Below are 15,873 nucleotides of genomic sequence, written 5' to 3' on the forward strand. Positions count from 1 at the left end.
CAGTTTTGTCAGCAGGATATGCCTCCGATGAGCCAAGCTACGAACCAGTCTTGGGGCGGTCGCTTTAGCGAGCCCACCGATGCTTTTGTCGCACGCTTCACCGCGTCTGTGACTTTCGACCAACGCCTGGCGCGCCAGGATATTCAGGGCTCGATTGCCCACGCCACCATGCTAGCGCGAGTCGGTGTACTGACCGATGAAGAGCGTGACACCATTATCAATGGTCTCACCGAGATTCAGGGTGAAATCGAGCGAGGCAAGTTTAACTGGTCGGTCCCGCTTGAAGATGTACACATGAATATCGAAGCGCGGTTGACCGACAAAATTGGTATTACCGGCAAAAAATTGCACACCGGCCGCTCACGTAACGACCAAGTAGCGACCGATATTCGCTTGTTCATGCGTGATGAGATCGATGTGATCGAAGCGGAGCTGGTGCGTCTGCGCGAAGGCATGATTGAGCTTGCTGACCGTGAAGCCGATACCATTATGCCCGGCTTCACTCATTTGCAAACGGCACAGCCGGTGACCTTTGGCCACCATCTATTGGCATGGCAAGAGATGCTAACCCGTGACCACGAGCGCTTACTGGACTGCCGCAAGCGGGTGAACGTGATGCCTCTTGGCGCCGCGGCGCTAGCGGGTACCACGTACCCCATCGACCGCCATGTCACTGCTGAATTACTCGGCTTTGATCGCCCGGCAGAAAACTCGCTGGACGCCGTCTCTGATCGTGACTTCGCTATCGAATTCACCAGCTTTGCCAGCATTCTGCTAATGCATCTATCGCGGATGAGTGAAGAGCTGGTGCTATGGACCAGCGCTCAATTTGATTTTATCGACCTGCCTGACCGCTTCTGCACCGGCTCTTCGATTATGCCGCAGAAGAAAAACCCTGATGTTCCCGAACTGGTTCGCGGTAAAACGGGCCGTGTGTATGGTCATTTAATGGCGCTGTTAACGCTGATGAAGTCTCAGCCCCTGGCCTACAACAAGGACAACCAGGAAGACAAAGAGCCGCTGTTTGATGCCGTTGATACCGTGCGCGACTGCTTAAAAGCCTTTGCTGACATGGTGCCTGCTATCGAGCCGAAAAAAGACAGCATGTATGAAGCCGCACGACGTGGATTCTCAACCGCCACGGACCTTGCTGATTACTTGGTTCGCAAGGGCGTCGCCTTCCGCGATGCCCATGAAATTGTCGGTCAATCGGTGGCTTACGGTTTGAAGACTAAGAAAGATCTGTCTGAAATGACCCTTGAAGAATTGCAGCAGTTCTCTGCCACGATTGAGCAGGATGTGTTCGAGGTGCTTACATTAGAAGGCTCTGTGGCCGCCCGTAACCATATCGGTGGCACCGCGCCTGATCAGGTGCGCGCCGCTGCCAGCCGTGCCCGCGAGGCGTTAGCTGCGCTTAAAGGTGATGCATGAAACGCTGTGTTACCACCTTGAGTGCGGTGCTGATGATCGCGCTGCTATTAGTGGGTTGCGGCCAGAAAGGGCCGCTCTATTTGCCTGATGAAGACACCCATGGTTCGGCTGCCGAGCAGGAGGGGTAATGGATCACTTTAACTACCGCGATGGCGTGCTTTATGCCGAAGACGTCCCGCTTACCCAGGTCGCCGCTGAACTGGGCACGCCCTGTTATGTTTATTCGAAAGCGACGTTAGAGCGCCATTTTCGTGCTTATACCGAAGCCCTGGGTGGTCATCCCCATTTAATTTGTTATGCGGTGAAGGCTAACTCTAATTTGGCCGTGTTGGGTTTGCTTGCTCGCTTGGGCGCTGGGTTTGATATTGTTTCGATTGGTGAGCTTGAACGCGTGCTGAAAGCGGGTGGTGATCCGAAAAAAGTCGTGTTTTCAGGCGTTGCCAAGCAGCCTCATGAAATGGCCCGTGCGCTAGACGTTGGCATTAAGTGCTTCAATGTTGAATCCCGTCCCGAGCTTGAGCGATTAAACGCTGTTGCGGCGGAACTGGGCAAGGTGGCACCGGTATCGCTGCGGGTAAACCCAGATGTGGATGCTGGTACCCATCCCTATATTTCCACTGGGCTGAAAGACAATAAGTTCGGTATTCCAGTCGACGAAGCGCTGGATGTTTACACGCTGGCTGACAGCTTACCCAACTTGCGTGTCACCGGGCTAGACTGCCATATTGGCTCTCAGCTCACTGAAACGGCACCCTTTTTAGATGCTCTTGAGCGGCTGTTAATGTTGATGGAGCGGTTGCGTGAGCGCGGCATCGAGATTGACCATTTGGATTTAGGTGGCGGGCTAGGTGTGCCTTATCGTGATGAAAAGCCACCTCAGCCGTTTGATTATGCGAGTCAATTGCTGGCACGCCTTTCTCGCTGGGAGGGCGGTGAAGCGCTTACTTTGCTATTTGAGCCTGGCCGCTCTATTGCCGCTAACGCAGGTTTAATGCTGACCCGTGTAGAGTTCTTAAAACCCGGCGAAACCAAAAATTTCGCGATTGTTGATGCCGCTATGAATGACCTGATCCGCCCTGCGTTGTACCAGGCATGGCAGGCGATTGTGCCGGTGGATACCCGCCAGCAGCGTGAGCGTGCGGTCTATGATGTGGTCGGTCCTGTCTGTGAAACCGGCGATTTCCTCGGTAAAGAGCGCGATTTGGCAATTGCTGAGGGCGATTTACTGGCCGTTCGATCAGCGGGTGCTTACGGCTTTGTGATGGCGTCAAATTACAATAGCCGTCCACGCCCTCCGGAAGTGATGGTCGATGGCAGTAGCTATCATGTGGTCCGCGCTCGGGAAAGCCTGGAAAGCCTGTGGGCCGGTGAAGCTCTGCTGCCGGAAGGGGAGCGCTGATGCTGTTGCACTTCACCAAAATGCATGGTCTGGGTAATGATTTTATGGTGGTGGATCTGGTGACTCAGCGAGCGCGTCTGCGTGATGAGCAGATTCGCCAGCTAGCAGACCGGCGCTTTGGCATTGGCTTCGACCAATTATTGGTGGTTGAGCCGCCCCGTGATCCAGAGATGGACTTTCGCTACCGTATTTTTAATGCGGATGGCAGCGAAGTTGAAAATTGCGGCAATGGCGCGCGCTGCTTTGCACGTTTTGTTCGCGACCAGCGCCTGACACATAAGCATGAAATTCATGTGGAAACGGCCGGTGGGTCACTGGTACTTAATGTTCAGCACGACGGTATGGTGCGCGTTGATATGGGGAGACCGCGCTTTAATCCCGCCACGTTGCCGTTTGAAGCACCGGGGGATCAACCCTTACACACTGTCGAGGTCGACGGTGATACGCTGGAGCTGGGAGTTGTCTCGATGGGCAATCCCCATGCTGTGCTGCAGGTGGAAAGTGTTGATAGTGCACCGGTTGAGCATCTTGGTCCGTTGCTTGAGTCTCACCCTCGCTTTCCGAAGCGGGTGAATGTGGGATTTATGCAGGTTGTGTCGCCCAGCGAAATTCGCCTGCGAGTGTATGAGCGTGGCAGCGGCGAGACGCTTGCTTGTGGCACCGGCGCCTGCGCTGCTGTGGCTAGTGGCATTCGCCAGGGGTTATTGAAAAGCCCGGTCACCGTTCATTTGCCGGGTGGTCAGTTAAGCATTGAGTGGCCCGACCCCGAAGCGCCGTTGGTGATGGTGGGCCCTGCTACACGCGTCTTCGACGGTCGTGTCACACTCAACTAATTCGAGGAGAACGGCGATGTCTCAAGCCCCCGAGCCGCGCAAAACGCTCGACCCTGATCAAGTGGCGTTTTGGCTGGCCCGTCATCCCGATTTTTTTGTTGGTCGTGAAGGCTTGCTGCAGCAACTTAAGGTACCGCACCCCCACATTGATGGGGCGGTATCGCTGCTAGAGCGCTTGGTAATCGATTTACGTCAGCGTGCTGAAACAGCAGAGGGACGGCTTGAGCACCTGCTAGAAACAGCACGGCATAATGAAGCCCAATACCGTCGACTGCGTGAGACGCTACTCAGTCTGGTGGGAGCAGAAGATCGTGATGCCTTGGCCCAAGCGCTTGCTATTCAGTTAAGCGAGCACTTTCAAACGCCGGCAATGGCACTATGGTGCCCATCTTCATTGAGTGACGAGGAGCCAACGCCGCCTCAACCACCACGCCATGTGTTGGACCAGCATGCCAGCGCTCGTTTGGCTGCGCTGCTAGATGGGCGCACCAGCCGTTGTGCCAAGCTCAGCGTTAGCGACTGGAAATGTCTGTTGCCACATACTAAAGCACCCCGGCGCGCGGGTTCTTGCGCCATTTCGCGTCTTTCGGCGGGCGAGCAACTGGGGTATTTGCTGCTCGCAAGTCCTGACCCCGACTGTTACCGCGCCAGTATGGATACGCTGTTTACAGAGTACCTGAGCGATATCGTGGCACGGCTACTGCTGCGCCTAGAACACCATGGATAGCCCAAGCTCATTAACGACGCAGGTCGAGGCGTATTTACGTAAGCTTGCGACCCACGCAAGCCCTGCCACCGTGGCTGCGTATCGTCAGGATTTAACCGCCCTGCAGCGTTTTTCTGAGCAACGCGGCGTCACCGAGGCAGCGACGTTAGACACTACATTTCTACGCGCCTTTTTGGGGGCGGAGCGCAGTCGCGGCCTCGCGCCGAGAAGTTTAGCCCGCCGCCGCGCTGCACTATCACGTTTTGCTGACTATCTTGTGCAGCATCACGTGCTTGCCGACAATCCGGTGGGGCTACTGCGCACGCCAAAGCAGCCAAGCCACTTGCCCAGACCGCTTGATGTGGATGCACTCTCACGCTTTTTAGACACGCCGCACGACGGCACGCCGCTGGCAATACGTGACCAAGCCATGCTCGAGTTGTTTTACTCCAGCGGTCTACGCCTAGCGGAGCTTGCTGCGCTGGATTTAGATAACTTAAATGCTCAGCATGTGCGGGTGATGGGGAAGGGCAGTAAACCCCGGCAAGTGCCCGTTGGTCAGCGAGCGGATCAAGCGATTAAGGCGTGGTTGTCGTGTCGGTCTGAGCTAGCGGCAACCGGCGAAATGGCGTTATTTGTTGGTCAGCGTGGGCAACGTCTGGGACACCGTGGTATTCAAAAGCGCTTGGCGCAACTTTCTATTGTGCGTGGTTTGCCTGAGCACCTTCATCCCCATCGCCTGCGTCACTCGTTTGCAAGTCATTTATTGGAATCCAGCCAAGATCTGCGGGCGGTGCAGGAATTGCTGGGCCACGCTAATTTATCGACTACTCAAGTCTACACCCGCCTGGATTGGCAGCACTTGGCCGAAAGCTATGATGCCGCTCACCCCCGCGCAAAACGCCGCACGACACGGAGTTAACCATGGCTTCTCTGCAAGCGATTACGTTTGATCTTGACGATACGCTATGGGACAACCAAGGCGTGATGGTAAAAACGGAAGAGGGCCACTATCGTTGGCTAATTGAAGCGCTGGCAACGTGGCGCAAAGCACGCCATGAAGCGCCATTAGCGCTAAGTTACCAGCAGGGGCTGGCCGATTATCTGGAGCGCCGCCAAGAGTGGGCCAAGCGGGTGCCAGAACGGCGTGGCGATTTTACCTGGCTGCGTTTGCGGGCGTTAGAAGCACAGCTGGAAGCCCAAGGCTTAGCACGCAGCAGTGCGTTGCTATGGGCTGCCGCTGCTATGAATGAGTTTCATCGTCTGCGGGTACAAGTAACGCCGCACCCCGAAGCCGCGGGGCTATTATCTGCGTTGAGCGAACGTTACCAGCTAGCCGCTATTACCAATGGCAATATTCACCTTAAACGCCAGCCGTTAGCGGCGTACTTTCCAGTGGCTATTGCTGCAGGCGAATTACTGGCGCCAAAACCAGATCCTAGGCCGTTTCTCACCGCCCTGGAGCGCCTGAATGTTGTGCCGCACCGCGCCATGCATGTAGGTGATTCCTGGCAAGAGGACATATTACCTGCACAGCAACTGGGCATGCACGCCGTATGGATCGCCGCGCAAGGCGACCAAGCCTTGCCTGCACGCACCCACCGCATTGCCCACGTGAAAGAATTGCCCGAGTTGATCAAGTGGTTGGAGCGACGCTCGTGAAAAAGCGGCTTGTTTAAGAAGACTGAGTTTGTTTGGCAAGATTGCGTTTAATCGGGAAAGCTTGGCTTGTTCGGCGATCCTTGGTTTACTCAGAAGTATGCAGCCACTGGTCGAGCTTTTGAGAAAGCGTATCTACACCGTCGCGCTTGAGCGATGAGAAAAGCTGAACGGAGACTAAGTCTTCCCACTCTTTAAGACGAGAGCGGACTTTTTGCAGCGCGGCACTAGCAGGGCCTTTTTTTAATTTATCGGACTTAGTAAGCAGAATGTGCACAGGCATTTCGCGCTCATCTGCATAGTTGAGCATCATTTGGTCGAACTCGGTTAGCGGGTGGCGCACGTCCATTAGCAGTACAAGGCCACGTAGGCTGAAGCGGCCACGCAGATAGTCAGACAGGTGCTGCTGCCACTCTAGTTTTACCGCTTCAGGCACTTTGGCGTAGCCGTAGCCTGGCAAGTCGACTAAGCGACGCGATTCGTCGTTCATGACGCTGAAAAAGTTGATCAACTGGGTGCGGCCTGGCGTACGCGAGGTGCGGGCAAGGGCATTTTGTTGAGTAAGTGCGTTAATCGCGCTTGATTTACCCGCATTTGAGCGCCCAGCAAACGCGACTTCTGCGCCGGTATCGTCTGGACACAGAGCAAGCGTTGGCGCGCTGATCATAAAACGCGCTGTGGGGTAGTTCAGTCGAACGACTGGGTGATCATTGGCAGTAGACATGGTGTTAATCCTGAAAAACAGACGTATAAGACGGCCCGTTTCACCACGTTAACGTGAGTAAATGACGGTACCGCGACGAATTACCCCAAAAGCAGACCTGGACTTGCATTCCCGCCGCTAGGGTGATTCGTTATAATGCAAGCGGTTTATAACTGCGACCTGGGGCGCTAGTGTACCATCGCGCTCTAGCCAGCAGCGACCAACACGGCATGTTGTTCGTTTTGGCGGAGCTGACCCTGGTAAAGTGCTGAACCTGGGCAGCGCCCGGGATGCGTACCAGTCAATAATCAAACGGCATAGTGGAATAGCAATGAGAAAGTTACTGGCAAGCCTGGCAATTACCATGGGTGCCGTTGGCACCGTACACGCTCAAACCGACCACCAAGCTGACGCGGATGCGGCGGCAGGTCGTGAACTGGCTCAAACCTGTGCGGCCTGTCATGGTCAGCAAGGTATCAGCGCAGTGGGTACTTTCCCTAATCTGGCAGGGCAGCAGATGTCCTATCTGGCCAAGCAAATCATGGATATTCGCGACGGCAACCGCTTGGTTCCCACCATGGCTGGTCAAGTTGATGCATTCTCTGATCAAGATGCTTGGGATGTTGCGGCTCACTTTGCAGGCCAAAACGCAAATCTTGGCCAAACCAACGATGAAGACTCAGAGTTTTTAGCGCGCGGTGAAGAGCTGTACCGGGCGGGTGATATGTCCAAAGGTATTCCTGCTTGCAGTGCTTGTCATACACCTACGGGGGCTGGTATTGGCAGCGCGGTATATCCAGCGCTTTCAGGTCAGCACACAGAGTATATGGTGTCTACATTGCAAGACTTTGCTTCCGGTGAGCGTGCTAACAGCCCGAATAACATTATGGGCGATATTGCTTCTAAAATGAGTGATAACGACATGGAAGCTGTAGCGAATTATCTATTAGGCTTGAACTAGTCGCTGATGATAAATAAAGGTGCCCTATCTCACTGGTAATTAAAGAGATGGGGAACCTCTATGCATGTCCTGCAGTCATAGTCTCGCTCATTCTTGGAGAATTTTCGCTATGTTGAAAACGTTAATGGTCGCGATTGCTGGCTTAGGTTTATCTGCGGCAGTAAGTGCTCAGGAGTTGGTCGAGGGTCAGCACTACACCCTGCTTGAGTCGCCAGTGGAGACACAGGTCGACGAGGGGCAAATTGAAGTGACCGAAGCGTTTTGGTTTGGCTGCCCGCACTGCTATCGGCTGCAAACACCCGTAAATGAGTGGTACGAAACGCTTGAAGACGACGTTAGCATTGTCCATATGCCGGCTACCATGGGTGGTGCTTGGAACACTCATGCGACGGCGTTTTATGCAGCAGAATCTCTGGGTATCGAAGATGAACTGCACGCTGATTTCTTTGAGGCCATTCATGAAGATGGTCGCTCACTGACAGATGAGGATGAAATCGCCGAGTTTTTCTCTAATTACGGTGTCAGTGAAGAAGAAGCTAAGCAGGCGTTGAAGGCATTTGGCGTTCGTAGCGAAGTCAATAAAGCCAACAGCCGCATGCGTGAAATGCGCTTAATGGGTGTGCCGGCGCTTATTGTTGATGGCCGCTACGTTGTGTCGCCAAGCACGGCAGGTAGCTTGGAAAATATGCCGCAAATTGCGGATGCGCTTGTCGAGCGCGTGCGTAACGAGCGTGCACAATAACGGTGTTAGAACATGGTCACGCAGGTGGGCAAGTAGGCTCGTCTGCGTTGTCTTTGGTTGAACGTGGCCATATCCGCTTACTGACATTTAATTTGCAGGTAGGTATTCAAACGTCGGCGTATCACCACTACCTCACGCGTAGTTGGCAGCATGTTTTGCCTCACCCTCAACGTCTGGAACGCTTGGCGCAAATGGGTAATGTGCTAGAGCCATTTGATGTGGTGGGCCTGCAAGAGGTTGATGGCGGTAGTTTTCGTTCCGGTCGCGTAAACCAAGTTGAATACCTTGCCGCTAAAGCACGCTTTCCCCACTACTTTCAGCAGCTAAATCGTAATTTAGGGCAGTTTGCTCAGCACAGTAATGGGCTATTGTCACGTATCGTGCCTAGCCACATCGAAGAGCACCGTCTGCCAGGAATGTTGCCAGGGCGTGGTGCAATTCACGCACGCTATGGTGAGGGACCAGATGCACTGCATATCTTTGTCGCCCACTTGGCGCTGAGCCAGCGCGGGCGTGTGCGTCAGCTAAATTATTTAAGCAATATTATCGAGCCGCTGCGCCATGTGGTAGTCATGGGTGATTTAAACTGCACGCCTGACCAGCTTCATGCTCATGAACGCTTTAGTACCTCGTTGCCACTTCACCCGGTTAAGCCGCTGCTTAGCTATCCATCCTGGCAGCCTCGGCGCGCCCTGGATCACATCCTGCTTTCCCAGACACTTGAAGTCGCAGATGTCCATGTACTGGACCATCTGTTTTCTGACCATTTACCGATTGCTGTCGATTTACCGTTACCTCCCGCCTGCCTAGCGGCGATTCGCCAAAGCGTTTAATAATAAGCTTGCTAGGCGGTTTATGGGCGCTGCATTGTCTGCGTATATGCGCTATTGTCTGGGGCGCTGACCCCCTTAGTCGTTTTACGCGAGACACTTCCATGTCAGATACAACACAACTACCTGCGTTTATCGCTGCGCTGGACCGCGCTTCGGAGTGGTTCGGACGTAGCCTTGCGTGGCTGATCATCATTATGATGTTGATTCAGTTCGCGATTGTACTGCTTCGTTATATTTTCAGCGTTAACAGTATTTTTATGCAAGAGCTGGTGATGTACATGCACGCCAGTGTCTTTATGCTCGCTGCGGCCTATACCTTTCGCCACGATGGCCATGTGCGTGTCGATATCTTCTATCGTGGAATGACGCCCCGTCGCCAAGCGCTGGTTAACATCGTGGGTATTATCACGCTGTTGATGCCTGTGATGGTTTTTGTCATTGCTTCCAGCTTGGGCTACGTCGCTAACTCCTGGCGTATTATGGAAACCTCCTCCGATTATGGTGGCATTCCAGCCGTCTTTGCACTGAAAACGTTAATACCGCTCTTTGCCATGCTAATGATACTGCAAGGTGTCATTGAGGTAGTGCGCAATGGCTATGTATTTACTGGCCGGATACCCCCATCTGTTGGTGATGACAACCACCTTGAGGAGCGCGTTTGATGCTGGAATTTATGCCGCTTGTTTTATTTGCCACCATTTGCATCGTGCTGATGTTTGGCTTTCCTGTAGCGCTTTCATTAGCAGGCACCGCGCTACTGTTTGCGGGGATGGGCCTAGGCCTCGAGACCATCGGCGTAGACGCCAATTTCGATAGTGGTTATCTCGCCGCGTTGCCCAACCGGCTTTACGGCATTATGACCAATCAAACGTTATTGGCAGTGCCATTATTTGTCTTAATGGGCGTTTTATTGGAGAAGTCCAAAGTAGCTGAAACACTGCTCGATGCGATGGCGCTGCTGTTTGGTGCCATGCGTGGCGGATTAGGTATTTCAGTGACATTGGTAGGTATGTTGATGGCAGCATCTACCGGCATTGTGGGGGCCACCGTGGTTACCATGGGGCTTATGTCGCTACCTACCATGCTAAAGCGCGGTTATAGCACCTCGCTGGCGACCGGCACCATTTGTGCGACCGGTACGCTTGGCCAGATCATCCCGCCCTCCATTGCATTGGTACTGCTTGGTGATGTGCTGTCGTCCGCTTACCAGCAGGCTCAGCTCTCGATGGGTATTTTCAGTCCTAAAACGGTCTCTGTAGGTGATCTGTTTATGGGCGCGCTGGTGCCGGGGTTACTCCTGGTCGTTATGTATATGATTTACGTGGCCCTGGTCGCGTGGTTGCGCCCGCAAATGGCGCCTGCCGCAGACCGTGAAGAGCTCATGGCGGAGCTTGGGCATACTTCCGGCCTTGGGATGCTGTTGTTGAAAGGCTTAGTACCGCCCGTGGTGCTCATTGTGGCAGTGCTTGGCTCGATTTTAAGCGGCTTTGCAACGCCTACCGAAGCGTCGGCTGTCGGTGCCTTTGGTGCCCTGGTGCTGGCCATTGCTTATCGTCAACTGGATTGGGCAACGCTGAAAGACGTGCTGCGTTCAACTACCCATGTGACGACCATGGTGTTTATGATTTTGATTGGTGCGGCGCTGTTTTCGTTGGTCTTCCGGGCCTACGGCGGCGAGCATATGGTCACCGACTTGTTCGAAGGTATGCCTGGTGGAGTGGTGGGGGCGACCATTATCGTAATGCTGGTCATCTTCCTACTTGGCTTTATTCTCGACTTTATCGAAATCACGTTTGTGGTGGTGCCCATCGTTGGGCCGATTCTGCTGGCCATGGGGCTTGACCCAATTTGGCTGGGCATCATGATCGCTATTAACCTGCAAACGTCATTCTTAACCCCGCCGTTTGGCTTTGCGCTGTTTTATCTGCGCGGCGTAGCGCCACCCTCGGTACCGACCTCGGCAATTTACCGTGGGGTTATCCCGTTTATCCTGATGCAGCTTGGCATGTTGCTGATGCTAACGTTTTTCCCGCAGCTGGCCACATGGCTACCGACTCAATTTTAGGCTACGTCTTTTTGATTAGTGGCGAGTTGAAAACTATCGTGACTATCAACGCAACTAAGTGGCAACCTTAATCAAAAGCAGCCAAGCTGCATAAACTAACGGCTTGTAACAAACCGCCTAGCCAATTGGGCTAGGCGGCCTTCTCCTACCTATAACAGTAATAATAGAAGCAAGAGGGTTAATGTATGAAAGCCAATGCTTTACCTGTCGCCATTGCGATGACAACCGCTCTATCCACTAGTTTGCTGGTGGTTTCAAGTTTTGATAATCAAGCTCAGGCACAAGAAAATTTCCGCTGGAAAATGGTCACTTCCTGGCCGAAGAACTTCCCAGGTGTGGGGCAGGGTCCTGAGCGGCTCGCGCAACTGGTGGACGAGATGTCCGATGGTCGCCTGACCATTGAAGTGTTTGGCGCTGGCCAGTTGGTACCTGGGTTTGAGGTCTTTGATGCTGTGTCTGACGGCACTGCTGAGCTTGGCCACTCTGCTTCTTATTACTGGAAGGGCAAAGCCCCTGAAGCACAGTTCTTCGCTGCCGTGCCGTTTGGCATGAACGCACAGGAAATGAATGCCTGGCTGCATTTTGGCGGTGGCATGGAGTTGTGGAACGAAGTTTACGAGCCTTTTGGTGTGGATGTCATGGTGGCGGGTGCTTCTGGCGTGCAAATGGGTGGCTGGTATAACAAGGAAATCAATTCGATTGAGGACCTTGATGGTCTGAAAATGCGTATGCCAGGCTTAGGTGGTGAAGTGATGAGCCGTATGGGCGTCGCGATTGTTAACATGCCGGGTGGCGAAATCTTCACATCACTTCAGTCAGGTGCCATTGATGCGACGGAATGGATTGGCCCCTATAATGATTTAGCGTTCGGTCTGCATCAGGCTGCCGATTATTACTACTATCCTGGCTGGCACGAGCCGACGGTGATGTTTGAAACCATCGTCAACGAAGAAGCCTTAGCCGAATTGCCCGCTGATTTACAGGCTATTTTGACGACCGCAGTGCGCGATATTAATGCAAACGTGCTTGATGAATACACCGCGCGTAATAACGATGCGTTGGAGACGTTGGTCAACGAGCATGAGGTTGAACTGCGCCGTATTCCTGACGACGTGTTGGCTCAGGCCCGTGAGCATTCAGAAGACGTTATTGCTGAATTGGCTGAATCAAGCGAGCTGGGCACACGGATTTATGAGTCGTACCGTACCTTCCAGGATAAGGTCGGAAACTATCATGCGATTTCTGAGCAGGCATACTACAACGCACGTAATCCAGAAGGTGACACAACGCAGTAACGGCTCAATAGCGATGTAGCTATACTATTAGCATACTACTCTCGTTGAACACGCAATGGCTGCCTCTTAGGCGGCCATTGTTTTGGTTAAGAAGCCCTGTTTGGCGTTGTATTTGGGTATTTTAGAACACGACTGAACCGTTAATTAAGGAACACCATGTCCAACGATTCCCGCCTTCGCAATGTACTGACCATTGCAGGGTCTGACCCCTCTGGTGGTGCTGGCTTGCAGGGTGATCTGAAAACTTTTTCGGCGCTGGGTGTCTACGGCACCAATGTCATCACTGCTGTCATCGCTCAAAATACCTGTGGTGTGGCTTCCGTGTATCCGGTTTCGCCTCACGCTATTCGCGAGCAGTTAGAAAACCTGATAAATGATGTGGCATTAGACGCCGTTAAAATTGGCATGGTCGCCAGCCGGGAGGTTGCCGAAGTAATCGCTGACGTATTGCGGCAAAACCGCCCCCGCTGGATCGTGCTGGACCCGGTAATGGTGGCCAAAAGCGGTGATATTCTGGTCGATGACGCAGGCATTCGTGCCGTGCGCGATATATTGGTACCGTTGGCTGACGTAATTACGCCCAATTTGCCTGAAGCTGCTGTTCTGTTAGATGCCGAGTCACCGAATTCGCTGGATGACATGGAAGCGATGCTGCCAGCGCTAATTGAGTTGGGCGCGCCTTATGTGGTGCTGAAAGGTGGGCACCTGCGCGGAGATACCTGTCCTGACTTACTGGCAACCCCGGACGGCCACACATGGCTTCCTGCTTCGCGTATTGACACTGACAACCTGCACGGCACGGGCTGTGCTCTCTCGTCTGCGATCACTGCGTGTCTAGCAAAACTACCCGCCGATGCGGCGCCAAACGCACCTAAGCAAGCGATTGGTGAAGCCAAGTTGTGGCTACATGCTGCATTAGAAGCAAGCACGCGGCTAAGTGTCGGTCATGGGCGTGGGCCGGTGCACCACTTTCATGCGTGGTGGTGATGTAAATGACCTAGCGCCATAAACGTGCCGAGCAGCAGTGTAAAAAGTAAGTCACACCTTGCAGTATGCGCCAACGGACACCATGCTGAACATTGCCTGTTTGGCTATCTCACGTGTTACTGACGGTGCCGACTTGATCGGCCAGGGAGTTGTGCCATGTCTCGCACGCTGCTGTTTGCCACGGACCTTTCTCAGGATAACCGCGCTGCGTTTGCTCGCGCTCTTCGGCTGGCCTATGCCCAAGGGGCGCAGCTCGACATTCTTCACGTCCTTGACCCTTACTTGCCCCACCGTGTTCTTCACGACGTTGAAAGCGCGGTTAACGAAGATATCAGTGCCACATTGACCGACCTGCGCGAAGATTACGCGCTGGAAGCGCCTTCGCTGCTTATTCAAACCGTTGTGGGGGAGCCGCATGTTGAAATTGTGCGAGAAGCTCACGAGCGTAATGCCTCGTTAATTATTATGGGCATGCACCGTAAGCGCGGTCAGAAAGATCTTCTTTTGGGAACCACTGTGATGCGCGTGATGAGAAGTGCGCCTTGCCCGGTGGTGGTCGCCTCTTATCTACCGACGCAGCCTTGGCAACATATCCTGGTGCCGATCGATTTTTCGCTGACTGCTCGGCAAACACTCAGGGAGGCACTCATTCGCTTTCCAGAAGCGACGTTGACGCTACTGCATGCCTGGAGCTTACCTGGTGAGCGTGAGCTGGGCTCCCAGGCTAATTTTGCCCAGTGGCGAGATCACGAAGTAGAACGTTTACGCAGAACGCTGGATAACGAGATTGAGAGTTTAATGCGCGATCTTGACGGTGTCCCCGATATCGAGCTGGTGCTCGAACCAGGGCAGCCCTGTGATGTACTTCAAGATTATATGAAGCGACACTCTCCCGATTTGGTGATTATTGGAAGCCGTGGTCAGCCCCAGCACACCAGCCAAGTGACTGAAATGCTGTTAGGCGAACCTCACTGCGACCTCATGCTATGTCGCTCCTGGTAGTTGTTATACGGAACCTTTATTTTTGTTTTGTGTATGTATAGTTAGTGTTCTGAAAAATAGAGGCTTCGCTATGCTATATGTACACAAACACCCTTTAATACTGGGCACGCTGCTGTCAGTCGGTACACTTTTATCGGCACCCAGTGTGCTGGCAGATAGTGTGACTGAACGAGGAGAGCGCTTTGAGCGCGTCGTGGAAATTAATGGTCAGCACTACGCGTTAATGGGTAGTGGTGTGTTCCGCTATATGATCTGGACCGCCTATGCAGGAGCTTATTATCAGCTTGAGGGAGAAACTGAGCCGCTGCCATTGAGTGATGTCCCTCGTCGCCTTGAGTTAGCTTATTTTCATGACATTGAGGCGGCTGATTTTGCTGAAGCGACTGAGAAAACGCTAAAAGAGTCGCTGACACTCTATGAGTTTAGCCAGATTGAGGAGGACCTAGAGCGGCTGAATCAGCGCTATCGTGCTGTAGCGCCTGGTGATCGCTATCTACTCAGCTGGGATGGGGAGTCGCTGCAGCTCGCCCTTAATGGCGATGTGGTATTTGAAGATGACAGTGCTGAATTCGCCAGCGCTATGTTTGGTATTTGGTTGGGCGAGCGTCCTCTAAGCGATGGTTTTCGCGATGCGCTACTGGGCCAGGGTTAATTCAAATAAGGGTTTTGTCTGACGCCTGTGCCAGCGAGTACACTGTATTTTCTTTGGGACACATCGCAAGAGGCAAGTGTGAAGGCACTGATTCAGCGGGTAAAAAACGCCAGCGTGGCGGTCGAAGGTAAGATGGTGGGGGCCATTGACCATGGTCTTTTGGCTTTAGTGGGCGTTGAAAAGGGCGACAGTGAGGCCGATGCTGAAAAACTACTGCATAAGCTGCTGCACTACCGCGTTTTCAGTGACCAAGAAGGCAAAATGAATCATAACCTTCAGCAGGCTAACGGGGGCTTACTGCTGGTATCACAGTTTACGCTGGCCGCTGATACTCGCAAAGGTTTGCGCCCCAGCTTTTCTAGCGCGGCACCACCTGCTGAAGGCGAGCGCCTGTTTGACTATTTGGTGGCTAAGGCATCCGCTGCCTGGCCCAACGTTGCAACCGGCCAATTTGGCGCTGATATGCAAGTGGCGTTAGTTAACGATGGGCCGGTAACGTTCATGCTTGAGAGCTAAGCGACTTAATCCGACTAGATTCAAAGCAGCCCGAATTGGTTAGCCAAGGGTTAGGCATCTTCGCTGGCTAATAACTCTGCCTCCATTGT

Annotated in this window: 18 protein-coding genes; 17 read left to right on the forward strand and 1 reads right to left on the reverse strand. The window is 53.4% G+C overall.

What is annotated here, in order from left to right:
- Positions 1-27 precede the first annotated feature (27 nt).
- From argH to INT22_RS16100, 7 genes are read left to right on the forward strand one after another with little or no spacing between them, the layout of a single operon-like run.
- A complete protein-coding gene (gene argH / locus INT22_RS16070; protein WP_193068555.1) occupies positions 28-1,431 on the forward strand; it encodes an argininosuccinate lyase in 1,404 nt (467 codons plus the stop codon).
- Positions 1,428-1,559 carry an LPS translocon maturation chaperone LptM gene (gene lptM / locus INT22_RS16075; protein ID WP_089040241.1) on the forward strand — a complete coding sequence of 44 codons (132 nt, stop codon included), beginning with the start codon at positions 1,428-1,430 and terminating at the stop codon, positions 1,557-1,559. The genes argH and lptM overlap by 4 nt, the downstream gene beginning before the upstream one ends.
- Complete coding sequence (lysA, locus tag INT22_RS16080; RefSeq protein WP_089040242.1) at positions 1,559-2,830, forward strand: diaminopimelate decarboxylase; 1,272 nt, start codon at positions 1,559-1,561, stop codon at positions 2,828-2,830. The genes lptM and lysA overlap by 1 nt, the downstream gene beginning before the upstream one ends.
- Positions 2,830-3,663 carry a diaminopimelate epimerase gene (dapF, locus tag INT22_RS16085; protein WP_089040243.1) on the forward strand — a complete coding sequence of 278 codons (834 nt, stop codon included), beginning with the start codon at positions 2,830-2,832 and terminating at the stop codon, positions 3,661-3,663. The genes lysA and dapF overlap by 1 nt, the downstream gene beginning before the upstream one ends.
- A 16-nt stretch (positions 3,664-3,679) precedes the next feature.
- Positions 3,680-4,390 (forward strand): DUF484 family protein, encoded by a 711-nt coding sequence (locus INT22_RS16090; protein ID WP_125753020.1) that lies wholly within the window; start codon positions 3,680-3,682, stop codon positions 4,388-4,390.
- Positions 4,383-5,291, forward strand: coding sequence for a tyrosine recombinase XerC (locus INT22_RS16095; RefSeq protein WP_193059346.1), 909 nt, complete (start codon positions 4,383-4,385; stop codon positions 5,289-5,291). The genes INT22_RS16090 and INT22_RS16095 overlap by 8 nt, the downstream gene beginning before the upstream one ends.
- A gap of 2 nt (positions 5,292-5,293) precedes the next feature.
- Positions 5,294-6,031 carry an HAD family hydrolase gene (locus INT22_RS16100; protein ID WP_193059347.1) on the forward strand — a complete coding sequence of 246 codons (738 nt, stop codon included), beginning with the start codon at positions 5,294-5,296 and terminating at the stop codon, positions 6,029-6,031.
- An 85-nt stretch (positions 6,032-6,116) separates the two neighbouring features.
- Here INT22_RS16100 and yihA read toward each other — a convergent pair whose 3' ends face one another.
- Complete coding sequence (yihA, locus tag INT22_RS16105; protein ID WP_089040246.1) at positions 6,117-6,752, reverse strand: ribosome biogenesis GTP-binding protein YihA/YsxC; 636 nt, start codon at positions 6,750-6,752, stop codon at positions 6,117-6,119.
- Positions 6,753-7,062: 310 nt separating this feature from the next.
- Between yihA and INT22_RS16110 the strand changes: the two genes are divergently transcribed.
- The 10 genes from INT22_RS16110 to dtd all read left to right on the forward strand — a co-directional run bounded on the left by INT22_RS16110 (position 7,063) and on the right by dtd (position 15,784).
- Positions 7,063-7,692 carry a c-type cytochrome gene (locus tag INT22_RS16110; RefSeq protein WP_089040247.1) on the forward strand — a complete coding sequence of 210 codons (630 nt, stop codon included), beginning with the start codon at positions 7,063-7,065 and terminating at the stop codon, positions 7,690-7,692.
- A 109-nt stretch (positions 7,693-7,801) separates the two neighbouring features.
- A complete protein-coding gene (locus tag INT22_RS16115) occupies positions 7,802-8,434 on the forward strand; it encodes a thiol:disulfide interchange protein DsbA/DsbL (protein ID WP_038479582.1) in 633 nt (210 codons plus the stop codon).
- A 2-nt stretch (positions 8,435-8,436) separates the two neighbouring features.
- Positions 8,437-9,267: an endonuclease/exonuclease/phosphatase family protein gene (locus INT22_RS16120; RefSeq protein WP_193059348.1), complete on the forward strand. Its 831-nt coding sequence runs from the start codon at positions 8,437-8,439 to the stop codon at positions 9,265-9,267.
- A 101-nt stretch (positions 9,268-9,368) separates the two neighbouring features.
- Entirely contained in the window at positions 9,369-9,929 is a 561-nt protein-coding gene (locus INT22_RS16125) for a TRAP transporter small permease subunit (protein ID WP_089040249.1), read from the forward strand.
- The gene (locus INT22_RS16130; RefSeq protein WP_120386047.1) at positions 9,929-11,332 is read left to right on the forward strand and encodes a TRAP transporter large permease; all 1,404 of its coding nucleotides are present in this window, start codon (positions 9,929-9,931) and stop codon (positions 11,330-11,332) included. The genes INT22_RS16125 and INT22_RS16130 overlap by 1 nt, the downstream gene beginning before the upstream one ends.
- A gap of 185 nt (positions 11,333-11,517) precedes the next feature.
- Positions 11,518-12,627 (forward strand): TRAP transporter substrate-binding protein, encoded by a 1,110-nt coding sequence (locus INT22_RS16135; protein WP_089040251.1) that lies wholly within the window; start codon positions 11,518-11,520, stop codon positions 12,625-12,627.
- A 156-nt stretch (positions 12,628-12,783) separates the two neighbouring features.
- Entirely contained in the window at positions 12,784-13,614 is an 831-nt protein-coding gene (thiD, locus tag INT22_RS16140) for a bifunctional hydroxymethylpyrimidine kinase/phosphomethylpyrimidine kinase (protein ID WP_193059349.1), read from the forward strand.
- 156 nt (positions 13,615-13,770) lie between these two features.
- The gene (locus tag INT22_RS16145) at positions 13,771-14,616 is read left to right on the forward strand and encodes a universal stress protein (protein ID WP_193059350.1); all 846 of its coding nucleotides are present in this window, start codon (positions 13,771-13,773) and stop codon (positions 14,614-14,616) included.
- A 70-nt stretch (positions 14,617-14,686) separates the two neighbouring features.
- The gene (locus INT22_RS16150; protein ID WP_193059351.1) at positions 14,687-15,268 is read left to right on the forward strand and encodes a chalcone isomerase family protein; all 582 of its coding nucleotides are present in this window, start codon (positions 14,687-14,689) and stop codon (positions 15,266-15,268) included.
- A 78-nt stretch (positions 15,269-15,346) separates the two neighbouring features.
- Positions 15,347-15,784, forward strand: coding sequence for a D-aminoacyl-tRNA deacylase (gene dtd / locus INT22_RS16155; protein WP_193059352.1), 438 nt, complete (start codon positions 15,347-15,349; stop codon positions 15,782-15,784).
- Positions 15,785-15,873: the final 89 nt, after the last annotated feature.

It is taken from the genome of Halomonas sp. 3D7M (genome assembly GCF_014897885.1).
Lineage (GTDB): Bacteria > Pseudomonadota > Gammaproteobacteria > Pseudomonadales > Halomonadaceae > Vreelandella.

Coding starts and splice junctions, on each gene's coding strand:
- argH (WP_193068555.1), top strand. CDS start 28: ATGAGCCAAGCTACGAACCAGTCTTGGGGCGGTCGCTTTAGCGAGCCC.
- lptM (WP_089040241.1), top strand. CDS start 1,428: ATGAAACGCTGTGTTACCACCTTGAGTGCGGTGCTGATGATCGCGCTG.
- lysA (WP_089040242.1), top strand. CDS start 1,559: ATGGATCACTTTAACTACCGCGATGGCGTGCTTTATGCCGAAGACGTC.
- dapF (WP_089040243.1), top strand. CDS start 2,830: ATGCTGTTGCACTTCACCAAAATGCATGGTCTGGGTAATGATTTTATG.
- INT22_RS16090 (WP_125753020.1), top strand. CDS start 3,680: ATGTCTCAAGCCCCCGAGCCGCGCAAAACGCTCGACCCTGATCAAGTG.
- INT22_RS16095 (WP_193059346.1), top strand. CDS start 4,383: ATGGATAGCCCAAGCTCATTAACGACGCAGGTCGAGGCGTATTTACGT.
- INT22_RS16100 (WP_193059347.1), top strand. CDS start 5,294: ATGGCTTCTCTGCAAGCGATTACGTTTGATCTTGACGATACGCTATGG.
- yihA (WP_089040246.1), bottom strand. CDS start 6,752: ATGTCTACTGCCAATGATCACCCAGTCGTTCGACTGAACTACCCCACA.
- INT22_RS16110 (WP_089040247.1), top strand. CDS start 7,063: ATGAGAAAGTTACTGGCAAGCCTGGCAATTACCATGGGTGCCGTTGGC.
- INT22_RS16115 (WP_038479582.1), top strand. CDS start 7,802: ATGTTGAAAACGTTAATGGTCGCGATTGCTGGCTTAGGTTTATCTGCG.
- INT22_RS16125 (WP_089040249.1), top strand. CDS start 9,369: ATGTCAGATACAACACAACTACCTGCGTTTATCGCTGCGCTGGACCGC.
- INT22_RS16130 (WP_120386047.1), top strand. CDS start 9,929: ATGCTGGAATTTATGCCGCTTGTTTTATTTGCCACCATTTGCATCGTG.
- INT22_RS16135 (WP_089040251.1), top strand. CDS start 11,518: ATGAAAGCCAATGCTTTACCTGTCGCCATTGCGATGACAACCGCTCTA.
- thiD (WP_193059349.1), top strand. CDS start 12,784: ATGTCCAACGATTCCCGCCTTCGCAATGTACTGACCATTGCAGGGTCT.
- INT22_RS16145 (WP_193059350.1), top strand. CDS start 13,771: ATGTCTCGCACGCTGCTGTTTGCCACGGACCTTTCTCAGGATAACCGC.
- INT22_RS16150 (WP_193059351.1), top strand. CDS start 14,687: ATGCTATATGTACACAAACACCCTTTAATACTGGGCACGCTGCTGTCA.